Here is an 11,646-nt window from a genome sequence, read left to right on the forward strand (position 1 = left end):
CGTCGATCGAGAAAGGGCGAACGAGTCGGCACATAAGCCGGATCCTGTACCCGCACGGTCGGTGAGACCGATGCGGGTGGCGACCATCCATCTGGGCACACCGTCGCCGGGTACCTCGAGCGGCCCACCCGCGGGCTGGGGCGAGCAGCCCTCGTGACGCCCGCGCACACGCACCGTGAGGTGCGTGCTTCGGCCTTGCTCCGGGTGGGGTTTACCGAGCCGGCACGGTCACCCGTGCCGCTGGTGCGCTCTTACCGCACCGTTTCACCCTTACCGACCTCGTGGCCGGCGGTCTGTTCTCTGTGGCACTGTCCCGCGGGTCACCCCGGGTTGCCGTTGACAACCACCCTGCTCTGCGGAGTCCGGACTTTCCTCGATGCGCGGCGTGGCGGGAGACCGCCCGTTCCGCGTACCGCGGCCGCCCGGCCGACTCGTTCGCGCACCCAGGATACGCACGGACCCGCGCACGGCGACAGGCGGGCGGCGACCGGGATCGCCGAACGCGTCAGTCGCGCCAGTGCGCCGCGTCGTTGACGAGCCGGACGACGGAGCCGCCGTCGTCGAAGAACTCGGCGATCGACACCGACGCGAGGTCGAGGTGCAGCCGGAACAACAGCTCGGGTCCGACGCCGAGTGCGTCCTGTAACAGCGTCTTGATCGGCGTGACATGGGAGACCAGCACCACGGTCTGCCCCGAATACTTCGCCAGCAGTTCGGCTTTCGTCTGCGCGATGCGCTCGGCGACCTGCGCGAAGCTCTCCCCGCCGGGCGCCGGCACGGTGACGTCGGACAGCCAGGTGCGGTGCAGCTCCGGGTCGCGCGCGGACGCCTCGGTGAACGTCAGGCCCTCCCAGTCGCCGAAGTCGTTCTCGATCAACCCGGGGTGTTCGATGACGTCGATTCCGGTCAGCGCACCGACCTCCTCGGCCGTCGCTCGTGCACGACGCAGCGGCGAGGTCACGATCGCGGTGATCCCGTCCTCGCGGACGACGCGCTGTGCGGCCGCGCGCGCCTGGCGCCGGCCTTCGTCGGTGAGTTCGGGATTGCCCCGGCCGGAATAGCGCCGCTCCACCGACAGCGCGGTCTGTCCGTGCCGGAGCAGGATGAACCGTGTCGGTTCGCCCCGCCGGCCCTGCCACGACGGCGCCTTCGTCGTCGAATCGCCCTCGGGCGCGGACTCTTCGGCAGTGGCCGTCACGAATCTAGATCCCGGATTCGGCGGTACGCACGAGGACTGCACCGCACTCCTCGCATCGGATCACCTCGTCGGACTGCGCCGCACTGATGGTTGCGATCGTCCCGCGGTCGAGTTCCATCCGGCATGCTCCGCAGCGGCGGGCGCGCAGCAGGCCGGCACCGATACGTCCGCCGGCGCGCTGCTTGTCGTACACCGCGAGCAGCGGCGCATCGATCTCGACCTCCACGGACTCCCGGCGCTCCCGCGCACGCGACAGGTCCTCGTCGATGGTCGCCAGCGACTTGTCCCGCCGGACCTGCGCCTCGGCGACCTTCTCCTCGAGGTGGCTGATGGTTGCCGCGGCACGGGTGCGTTCGGATTCGACGGCCTCCTGCTGCTCCATCAACGACAGCATCTCGTCCTCGAGCACGGCGCGCCGACGACCCAACCCGGCCAGCTCATGTTGCAACTCCGACAACGCCTTCGGCGCCAGACCACCGGCGGTCAGCAGGGCCGAGTCCTTGGCCTCGCGGTTGGCCATACCGGTCACCTCGGAGTCGATCCGACGGTACTCGCGACCCAGGTCCTCCGCGGCGATCTCCGCGCGCACCAGATCGTCACGCGCAGCATCGATCGCGGAGTTGTGTTCGGCGATCTCGGCGTCCTCCGGCAGGGTCTTGCGGCGATGGACGAGACGGTTGATCTCGGCATCGGAGTCCGCGAGATCGAGCAGCAGTCGCTGCACGGCGGCGTCGACTTTCATTGCGGGTCTCCTCTTCGGCGAAAGTCCCCCCACCGTACGCGGGAGGTGTCCACGAGCCGGCGGCGGCTCGGTTTCTCCGGACTCAGCCCGCGCTGTGCAGCGCGAACGGATCGGTCGGCGCGTCGAAGACTCGCACCGGCGCCCCCAATTCGGTCTCCAGCAGCGTCCCGACCTGCGCACACCACGGGAACTCGGTCGCCCAGTGTCCGGCGTCGACCAGGGCCGGCCCCCCATCGCGCAGACTCTCGTCGACCGGATGATGACGGAGATCACCGGTCAGATAGACGTCGACGCCGAGACCGCGGACACGATCGAGCAGGGAGTCCCCGGCCCCGCCGCACACCGCGACGGTCTGCACGAGCGCGTCGGGGTCGCCCGCGGCGCGAACGCCGGTCGGGGTGCGCAGCACCCGGGCGGCCTCGGTGACGAAGTCGCGCAGTGTCATCGGCTCGGCGAGGGACCCGACCCGACCGAGTCCGACCTCGCTGCCCAGGTCGGCCAGCTCGAACACGTCGAAGGCCGGTTCCTCGTAGGGATGGGCGTTGCGCAGAACACGCAAAATCCCGGCGCGCAGGCCACGGGTGGCGACCATCTCGACCCGCGCCTCGTCGACGTGGGTGCGCATCCCGATCTCGCCGATGGTCGGCGACGCGTCCTCGCCGGCCTCGAACTGTCCCGTTCCGACGACGGTCCAGGAGCAGTCCCGGTAGTCGCCGATCGCTCCCGCGCCCGCGGCGAACATGGCCTCGCTCACCTGCTCGACGTTGCCCTCCGGCACCATCACGACCCATTTGTCCATGGCTGCAAGCGGTTTCGGATCGATCGGAACCGTGCCGCGGAGTCCGAGCACAGAGGCGAGCGCGTCGGAGACACCGGGCCGGGCACTGTCGGCGTTGGTGTGTGCGCACAGCAGTGCGATCCCGCTGCGGATGAGCCGATGCACGATCCGTCCCTTGGGGGTGTCGGCGGCCACCGAGGTGACGCCCCGCAGCAGCAGCGGATGGTGGGCGACGACGATCCCGGCGCCGGCCTCGACCGCGGCGTCGACCACCGCGTCGGTCACGTCCACACACACCAGGACGTCGCGCGCGGAATCGGCCGGGTCGCCGCACACCAGACCGACCGCATCCCACGATTCGGCGAGGACGGGCGGATAGGCACGTTCGACCACGGCGACGACGTCACCGACCGTCACCTCAGAACGGGTCTCCGACGTCACGGCCGATCTCCTCTCGTACCAACTCGATCGCGCGCGTGAGCGCCCGAACCTGCGGAAGTCCACGGATGGCGAGACGAAGGTGCGAGTCGCCGAGGCCGACGAAGTTCGCGCAGCTCCGCACCGCGAAACCGTGGCGGACCAGACGCGCTTTCACCTCGGTGGCGTCGGGCATCTCGACCAGGACGAAGGGCGCGGCGGGAGCGGCCGCCACCCGGAGTCCGACGCGCGTGAGTTCGTCGACCATGTCGGCACGCTCCGCGGCGACCAGGTGCGCGGTCTCGGCGCAGTAGCGCTGCCCCTGCTCCTCGACGCAGGCGGTCAGCGCTGCGAGAGCGGGGGTCGACACCGCCCACGGCCGACGCCCCGCCCGCAACCGGTCGAGCAGGTCCGCCGGTCCGAGCAGATACCCCGCACGCAGGCCTGCGAGACCGAACGTCTTTGTCACACTGCGGATCACGAGAAGATCAGGCCAGTCGGCGGAGGCGAGTGACTGCGGTTCGGGCGATCCGTCGGCGCCGAGGGTGAGGTCGGCGAAGGCCTCGTCGACCACGAGAATCCGCCCCGGCCGGCGCAGCGCGGCGATGGCCTCGGCCGGGTGCAGCACCGAGGTCGGATTGGTGGGGTTGCCCAGGATGACGAGGTCGGCATCGTCCGGCACCGTGGCGGTGGTCTCGACGCCGGCCGGCGCGGCCAGGTTCCAGGGCGCCCTCAGCGCGACGTGGGTGATCGGGATGCCGGCGGCCCGGAGCACGATCTCGGGTTCGGTGAACGACGGCTGGATCAGGGCCGCATGCCGGGCACCCAGTCGTGGGAGCATCTCGAATCCATCGGCGGCGCCGGAGAGCAGCAGCACCTCCTCGGGGCGACGGTCGTGTGCCGCGGCGATGGCGTCGACGGCGCGTCGCTCCTGCGCTCCGGTCGGATACCGCGCGAGATCGTCGAGTCCCGCCCGGATCGCGTCGAGCACGAATCCGGGCGGCGTGCCGCGGACGTTGACCGCGAAGTCGACGAGTCCTGGGACGGCGTCCTGGTCGCCATGGCGTTCCGGGTCGGTGAGATCGGCGCGCGGCGGCTGCGTCTCGGTGATCCCCATGCCGGTGCGGGCCCGCGCAGGAGACACGGACGGACGCGAGGGCCCGGTCTCGACATCGAGCGCGTCGTACCCAGCTGTCATGTGTTCAGACCTTACGTGCACGATGGAGACGTGACGACGACGCCGGATCCCCGCCATCCCGAGACCGTCCTACTCGTCGACCTCGACGGCACGGTCACCGACAGTTTCGCAGGTATCGAGAACAGCTTTCGGCATGCTCTCGCCGTGGTCGGGGCACCCGACCCCGACCCGCGCATCGTGGCCGGCATCGCCGGACCGCCGATGATCGACACGCTCAACGCACTGGGACTCTCGCCCGAGGTGGCCGAGAAGGCGATGCGCGCGTATCGAGAGCGGTACACCGAGGTCGGCTGGTTGGAGAACTCGGTCTTCGACGGCATGGGCGAGCTGCTCGCCGATCTGGCCGCCGGGGGACGAACCGTGGCGATCGCGACGTCGAAGAACCAGACCACCGCCCGCCGGATTCTCGACCATTTCGGTCTCGCCGATCACTTCCGCTTCATCGCCGGGGCGAGCGACGACGGCACCCGCCGCGAGAAGGCCGATGTGATCGCCTCCGCGCTCGACGAGCTCGGGATCGCCACCGACCCGCAGACCGGGCACGTCACCAGTCCGGTCGTGATGATCGGCGACCGCAGCCACGATGTGCAGGGCGCAGCGGCCTTCGGCATCCCGGCGATCCTCGTGCGTTGGGGTTACGCTCTGGGCGGGGAGGAACAGGGCGCGACCTGGGCGGTCGGGTCCGTGGCCGAACTGCGCGACGTGCTGGGTGTGTGACCCCCACCCCGACAGCGGACGGCGAATCGACTTGTTGAGGTAGCAGTGGCTGACGAACTTCACATCTGCTTCGTGTGTACGGGCAACATCTGCCGGTCACCGATGGCGCAGAACATCTTCCGGACCGCACTCGACGACGCCGGACTCGGCGGCAAGGTGCGGGTGTCGAGCTGCGGGACGAGCGGCTACCACGTCGGCGAACCGGCGGACAATCGCGCGCGGACCGAACTGGTCGCACACGGCTATTCCGACGCCCACGTCGCCGCTCTGCTCGGACCCGAGCACTTCGACGCCGACCTCCTGCTCGCGATGGACGAGGGCCACGTGCGCGAACTCGAACGCAAGCGGCTCGGCGACCGCACGCGGCTGCTGCGCTCGTTCGATCCCGCGGCCCAGGCCGACGATCTCGACCTCGCCGACCCGTACTACGGCACCCCCGACGACTTCGTACTGACGCGCGAGCAGATCGAGGGCTCGATGCCGGGGCTCATCGACTGGGTACGAGCCGAGCTCGGGGTGTCCTGAGCTCGACCGGCGCGAACTCAGGCCGCCGGGGCCACGAGGTTGTGCACGAAGCGGATCTTGGTCAGGACCTTCTCGGGCAGCACGAACGGATAGAGGTCGGGGTGCCCCATCGACCGGTTGATCTGGTTGAGCGCCCAGGTCAGCGGTAACCACTCGCCGAGGATCCGATCGAAGCCGACATCACCGGGCGGGACCCCTTCGAAGGTCGAGCCGGCGGGCGCCATCGCGAACGCCGCCGCGGTGTCGAGGGTGTCGCGAATGTGCAGGTAGTGCGCAAATGTCTCGGCGAAATCCTCGGCCGGATGCATCGTCGCGTACGACGACACGAAGTCCTGCTGCCAGCCCTCCGGCGCGCCCTCGCTGTAGTGGCGGTCCAGTGCTGCCTGGTAGTCCTCGTCGGGATCGCCGAACAATTCCTCGAAGCCCGGGCGTCGATCATCGGTGATGAGGACGAGTTGGTAGTAGTGCCCGATCTCGTGCCGGAAGTGGCCGAGGACGGTCCGATACGGCTCGGCGAGCTCGACGCGCATCTGTTCGCGGTGAACGTCGTCCCCCTCGGCCAGGTCGAGCGTGATGACCCCGTTCGCATGACCGGTGATGACCGACTGCTGCGCGCTGGAGAGCAGGTCGAAGGCGAGACCGGACTGCGGATTCTCCTCCCGCGTCTCGATCGGCAGCTTGAGTTCGTCGAGTTCCAGGATGAGGCGCCGCTTGGCGGTCTCGGTCTGTCCGAAGATGACCAACGCCTCGGTGTCATCGTCGCCGGGCCGGGTGCGAGTGAGCCGGCACGACTCGCACATCGTCGGCTTGCCGCTCCACTTCACCAGCCAGTTGCATTGCGCGACTTTGGTATTGGCGCAACGTTCGAGCAGCACGCCGTCGACCTCCGCGCGCGCCTTGTCGTCGAGGACGTGGATCGACCGGGTTTTCAGCCAGAAGCCGAGCGGGCTCCGGCAGTTCAGGCACAGACTGTTTTCGAAGGAGAGACGCTGACCGCACTTCAAGCAGAGGAAGTCTCGCATTTCGATCAGGCTACCCCCGCTCGGTAGCCTGGGCGGTGTGCACGTACTGCGAACGATCCTTCGGCCCGGGTGGATTGCGCTCGGTCTCGTGGTCGCGGCGTTCGCGGTGGCCTGCTTCACCCTGCTCGCACCCTGGCAGCTGGGCAAGAACTCCGACACCGAACGCCGCAACGACCTGATCCGTACCGCCACGTCGATCGAGACGGCCCCGCTGGCCGAGGTCGCGCCGTCGTCGGCCTTCGTGCCGTCCTCAGAGTGGCGGTCCGTCGCGGTGACCGGCCGTTATCTGACGGACCGGCAGGCTCTGGTCCGGCTCCGCAACATCGACCAGCGACCCGCCGTGGAGGTCCTCACCCCATTTGCGGTCACCGGGTCGGACCGGGTGATCCTCGTCAACCGCGGGTACGTACGGCCGGTCGAGGGTGCAGTACCCGACATCCCCGCACCACCGGCCGGCGAACAGACCGTCGACGGCCGGATCCGGGCAGCCGAGAGCGTGAGTACCGAGCGCGGCACGCGCGTGGAAAACGGCGCGCTGACCGTCGCGACGATCAACCCGGGCCTGGTGTCCGCCGCGACCTCGACCCCGATGGACGATTTCTACCTGCAGCTCTCCCCTGACCAGCCGGGTTCACTCGGTGAGATCTCGCTGCCGCAGCTCGACACCGGACCGTACCTGTCCTACGGCCTGCAATGGCTGGCGTTCGGTGTGATGGCCCCCCTCGGCGTCGGCTACTTCCTGTACTCCGAGATCCGCGCCCGACGCCGGGCCGCCGCCGAGGCGTCGGCGGCGGCGCAACCGGCCGCGGCCACCCCGCCCGACTCCGAGGCCTCGTCCGAACCGGACGCGACTCCCGGTCCGGCGGCCGAGTCGCGCGCCCAGCGGCGGCAGCACCGTCGTGACGAGCTCCGGGCGGCCGCCGGAACCACGATGACCCATCAGGTCGGCGACATCGGCCACGGCCGGCGGAACGTCGACGAGTCGCGCGACGTCCGCGACAAGCTCACCCGGCGATACGGCGGCTGAGCCAGCGCGCCGCGGCCGTGGCGCCCGGACGCGCGACGGCGACGGCCGCGCAGGTCAGGACCGTCGCGCGCTGCACGCGTCGGGACAGCGCCACGGCGGCCCGGAGATCGGCCGGTCCCGGCGCCGGTCCGGAGCCGAGGGTCGGACGCACCTCGACTCCGTGCGGGTAGACCGTCCGTCCGCCGAGTTGCACGCCCAGCGCACCCGCGAACCCGGCTTCGACGACCCCGGCATTCGGGCTCGGATGGGCGCCGCTGTCCCGCCGCCAGGCCTCGACGGTCCGACGCGGCGCGCCGCCGAGCACCACCAGCAACGAACCGGCGAGCCGCGCCGGAAGCAGGTTGGCGAGATCGTCCAGGCGCGCGGCCGCCCAACCGAAGTCCTGGTAGCGCGGATTCCGGTATCCGACCATCGCATCGAGCGTGTTCACGGCCCGATACCCCAGCACGCCGGGGACACCGGCGACGGCGCCCCACACCAGCGGCCCGACCGTCGCATCCGACGTGTTCTCCGCGATCGACTCGAGGGCGGCGCGGCACAGGCCGGCCTCGTCGAGCGATTCCGGGTCCCGGCCGCACAGGCTCGGGATGAGCGCCCGCGCGGCGTCGATGTCGTGCGTCTCCAGTGCCTCCGCCACCGCGTCGCCGACCCGGCACAGCGAGGTGCCGCCCAGGGCGATCCACGTCGACGCGGCGGTCACCGCGACACCGGCGATGCCCGTCGCGCGTCGATCCGCTGCAGCCGCCAGGACCACCGTCGATCCCACCATCACCCCGACCAAACCCACACCCGCACGCCGCGAATCCCGGTAGAGGCGCCGCTCCACGGCGCCGGTCAGCCGGCCGAACCCGGCCACCGGGTGGCCGAGTGCCGGATCGCCGAACAGATCGTCGAGCACGAAACCGACCAGCATCCCGGCCGCGGTGACGGCACCGCGTCGACGATCGGGGCGGGGACGGCGAACACGGGGCGGTCTGGGCACCGCGCGATCGTATCGACCCGTGCCGTGCCAGACTTGGCCCCCGTGGCCCGGACAACCGCACACCCGACGCCCGGTCGGTACGACATCGACACCGGCGTTGCCGAGCTGAGCCCGGACACGATCGCGGGCGGGTGGCTGCTCACGATCAACGGAGCCCACAGCTCGCACATCCACCCCGACGACCCCACTGCGCTCGACTTCGAATACCTGCGCCAGATGGCCGCCGTCATCGACGAGCGTCACCCCGACACCACCGATCGCCTCCGGGTTCTGCACCTCGGCGGCGCGGCCTGCGCACTGGCACGTCACCTCGACCACCGCTACCCGGACGCCCGTCAGGTGGCCGTCGAGATCGACGCCGAACTCGCACGCCTCGTCCGGGAATGGTTCGACCTGCCCCGCGCGCCGAAGCTGCGTATCCGCGTCGGCGATGCACGGCAGGTCGTCGAGTCGCTCCAGCCCGGCACGCGCGATGTGGTCGTGCGCGACGCCTTTGCCGGCGACCGCACCCCGCGGCATCTGACGACCATGCAGTTCACCGAGTGTGTGCGCGATGTCCTCACCCCCGGTGGCCTGTACCTGGCCAACTGCGGCGACAGCCGCGACCTCGCCGGTGCCCGGGCCGAAGCCGCGACCGTCGGAGCCGCGTTCGACCATCTGGCGCTCATCGCCGATGCCGCGATGTTCAAGGGCAGGCGCACCGGCAACATCGTGATCGCAGGCAGCGACGCACCGCTCGATCCCTCGGCGACACTCATCCGCACTCTGCTCAGTGACCCACTACCGGCGCAGATCCTCTCGGGGGACCGCGCTCGGGAGTTCGCCCGCGGTGAGGCCCTCACCGACGAGGCGTGACGAAGCACGCTGCACGTCGATCACGGTCGATTGGATAGGGTTGTCTCGATTCCGACGCCGAGGAACCGAGGATGACGTGAGCGATCCATCGTCGCGTGCGGGTACGACGCTGGGCCCGTACCGCATCGACAGACTTCTGGGTCGTGGCGGCATGGGTGAGGTGTACGAGGCCTACGACACCGTGCGCGAACGCCGGGTCGCGTTGAAACTCCTGCCCCCACATCTCGTCCACGACAAGGACTTCCGCGAGCGATTCGAGCGTGAGTCGAAGACCGCGGCGAAGCTCTCCGACCCGCACGTCATCCCGATCCACGACTGGGGCGAGAAGGATGGCGTCCTGTTCATCGACATGCGGCTCGTCGACGGGCAGGACCTGCGCAAGCTCCTCGCCGATGGCCCGCTGCCGGCCGCCCGGGCCGTGGCGATCCTCGGCCAGGTCGCGTCCGCGCTCGACGCCGCACACCGTGGCGGCCTGGTGCATCGCGACATCAAGCCGGACAACATCCTCGTCGACGCCGACGACTTCGCCTACCTCGTCGACTTCGGGATCGCCCAGGGCACCACGGACAGCCGGCTCACCCAGATCGGAACCGCCCTCGGGACGCTCGCGTACATGGCGCCGGAGCGCTTCGGCGACGACCCAGCCGGGCCCAGCTCGGACAACTACGCACTCGCCTGCGTGCTCTACGAATGCGTCACGGGTCAGACGCCGTACCCGGCGAAGACCGACCAGGGTCTGATGACCGCGCACATCACCAAGGAACCACCGACGATGGGCGGTCCGCTCGACCCGGTGATCGCACGCGGACTCGCCAAGGATCCGGCACACCGCTATCCGACGGCCCGAGAACTGCTCCGCGCGGCGTCGACCGCGCTCACCGACCCTCCCCCGTCGTCGGCGCCGCCGACGGTGACACCCCGCATCGTGACACCACCTCCGATGGCCCCACCCCCGACGGCCCCACCCACGTACGCACCGGGCGGGAGCGGCTCGGACGCGTTCGGAAAGCCCGGCGGACCGGTTCCGTCGGATCGCACCATCATCTCGCCCGGCACGCCCCCGGCCGGCAAGCCCGGCGCGCGCGGGTTCGCTTCTCCCCCTGAGCATTCCGGCCCGCAGAGACATTCGTCGTACTCGGGTCCCCCGCAGCATTCGGGCCCTCAGCAGCACTCCGGTTCCCAGCGGTTCTCGGGTCCCCAGCAGTTCTCCGGTCCCCAGCAGTTCTCCGGCCCGACCCAGTGGGGCGGCGCACCGACGCCTGCGCCGCGGAAGTCGAACACCGGGCGGAACGTCGCCATCGCGGTGGGAGTCGGGCTGGTGGTCATCGCGCTGGCGGTGACCGGCATCGTGGTCGTCCTGTCGGGCTCCGGCGGCGACGATTCCCCCACGCCGAGCCCGTCGACGAGTGCGATCCCGGCGGGCACCGTGACGTGCGATTACCCTCAGCGCACAGCAGTCGGCGGCATCACCGAGCCCGCACCGGCCGCGAGCCAGCCGAACACCGGAACGGTGGAGGCGCAGATCCCGATCGCGGGCCAGGGCACGATCGATCTGACGCTCGACCGCGCGGAGGCGCCCTGCAACGTCGGGGCGATGGTGTCGCTGATCAAGTCCGGCTTCTACGACAACAGCAAGTGTCACCGGGCGTCGCGGCAGTACCTCATCTGCGGTTCGTCGGGTGGCCGGGAGGGCACCAATCCGGGTTGGACCAGCCCGGACGAGCTCCCCGAGAACCTGCCGTCGGCGGGTACCGACGACGACGGGGTCCCGCAGGTCACCTATCCGCGCGGCACCGTCGGCATCCTCGACCTGCCCGACGACGAGGGCGCGACCGGATCGACCACGTTCTTCTTGCTCGCCGACGACACCCGCCTGCCGCTGACCTACTCGATCGCCGGCACCATCGACCCGTCCGGACTGGCCGTCCTCGACAAGGTCCTGGCCGGCGGGTTCACCCCGACCCGGCCTGGGGCCGCGTCGGGTCCGCCGAATCAGAACCTGCTGATCCAGAAGGCCACCGTCAGCGAGTAGGGCGACGAGAGTCCCCCGGATCCGGTTGCGGGTTGTGGCCGGGGGCGGGGGCAAACCCCCACCGCCCCCCCAGCGGGTTTGTTGGGTACCCCGCCGGCCCACCGGCACGCCGCGGCGGGGGCCCCACCCCCGGGGCGCGCTGTCTCAACAGAG

General features: G+C 70.3%; 11 protein-coding genes and 1 other RNA gene. 5 read left to right on the forward strand and 7 right to left on the reverse strand.

Annotated elements, in window-relative coordinates; all coding sequences use genetic code 11:
* Positions 1–17 precede the first annotated feature (17 nt).
* The 5 genes from rnpB to cobC form a co-directional block, all read right to left on the reverse strand.
* Positions 18–434, reverse strand: an RNA gene (rnpB, locus tag ABIC25_RS20205) — RNase P RNA component class A.
* A 71-nt stretch (positions 435–505) separates the two neighbouring features.
* Entirely contained in the window at positions 506–1,198 is a 693-nt protein-coding gene (locus ABIC25_RS20210) for a histidine phosphatase family protein (RefSeq protein WP_354562866.1), read from the reverse strand.
* 4 nt (positions 1,199–1,202) lie between these two features.
* Positions 1,203–1,940 (reverse strand): zinc ribbon domain-containing protein, encoded by a 738-nt coding sequence (locus ABIC25_RS20215; protein WP_354562868.1) that lies wholly within the window; start codon positions 1,938–1,940, stop codon positions 1,203–1,205.
* An 82-nt stretch (positions 1,941–2,022) separates the two neighbouring features.
* Positions 2,023–3,159, reverse strand: coding sequence for a Nif3-like dinuclear metal center hexameric protein (locus tag ABIC25_RS20220; protein ID WP_354562870.1), 1,137 nt, complete (start codon positions 3,157–3,159; stop codon positions 2,023–2,025).
* A complete protein-coding gene (gene cobC / locus ABIC25_RS20225) occupies positions 3,137–4,333 on the reverse strand; it encodes an Rv2231c family histidinol phosphate aminotransferase CobC (RefSeq protein ID WP_354562872.1) in 1,197 nt (398 codons plus the stop codon). The genes ABIC25_RS20220 and cobC overlap by 23 nt, the downstream gene beginning before the upstream one ends.
* A 30-nt stretch (positions 4,334–4,363) precedes the next feature.
* On the opposite strand from cobC, the gene ABIC25_RS20230 reads away from it, so the two are divergent.
* Both ABIC25_RS20230 and ABIC25_RS20235 read left to right on the forward strand, forming a co-directional pair.
* Positions 4,364–5,050, forward strand: a complete 687-nt coding sequence (locus ABIC25_RS20230; protein ID WP_004022951.1) for an HAD hydrolase-like protein — start codon at positions 4,364–4,366, stop codon at positions 5,048–5,050.
* Between the two features lie 45 nt (positions 5,051–5,095).
* A complete protein-coding gene (locus ABIC25_RS20235; protein WP_354562873.1) occupies positions 5,096–5,575 on the forward strand; it encodes a low molecular weight protein-tyrosine-phosphatase in 480 nt (159 codons plus the stop codon).
* Between the two features lie 17 nt (positions 5,576–5,592).
* On the opposite strand, the gene ABIC25_RS20240 is transcribed toward ABIC25_RS20235, so the two are convergent.
* Entirely contained in the window at positions 5,593–6,597 is a 1,005-nt protein-coding gene (locus ABIC25_RS20240) for a zinc-binding metallopeptidase family protein (protein ID WP_004022953.1), read from the reverse strand.
* A 37-nt stretch (positions 6,598–6,634) separates the two neighbouring features.
* On the opposite strand from ABIC25_RS20240, the gene ABIC25_RS20245 reads away from it, so the two are divergent.
* Entirely contained in the window at positions 6,635–7,624 is a 990-nt protein-coding gene (locus tag ABIC25_RS20245) for an SURF1 family cytochrome oxidase biogenesis protein (RefSeq protein WP_354562875.1), read from the forward strand.
* On the opposite strand, the gene ABIC25_RS20250 is transcribed toward ABIC25_RS20245, so the two are convergent.
* On the reverse strand, positions 7,602–8,537 hold the full coding sequence (locus ABIC25_RS20250) for a cobalamin biosynthesis protein (RefSeq protein WP_248645629.1): 936 nt from the start codon (positions 8,535–8,537) through the stop codon (positions 7,602–7,604). The genes ABIC25_RS20245 and ABIC25_RS20250 overlap by 23 nt on opposite strands.
* A gap of 111 nt (positions 8,538–8,648) precedes the next feature.
* On the opposite strand from ABIC25_RS20250, the gene ABIC25_RS20255 reads away from it, so the two are divergent.
* Both ABIC25_RS20255 and ABIC25_RS20260 read left to right on the forward strand, forming a co-directional pair.
* A complete protein-coding gene (locus tag ABIC25_RS20255) occupies positions 8,649–9,461 on the forward strand; it encodes a spermidine synthase (RefSeq protein ID WP_354562878.1) in 813 nt (270 codons plus the stop codon).
* A gap of 76 nt (positions 9,462–9,537) precedes the next feature.
* Complete coding sequence (locus ABIC25_RS20260; RefSeq protein ID WP_354562879.1) at positions 9,538–11,493, forward strand: protein kinase domain-containing protein; 1,956 nt, start codon at positions 9,538–9,540, stop codon at positions 11,491–11,493.
* Positions 11,494–11,646: the final 153 nt, after the last annotated feature.

Origin of the sequence: Gordonia sp. PvP123, from assembly GCF_040547295.1 — a bacterium.
Taxonomy (GTDB): Bacteria; Actinomycetota; Actinomycetes; order Mycobacteriales; family Mycobacteriaceae; genus Gordonia; species Gordonia terrae.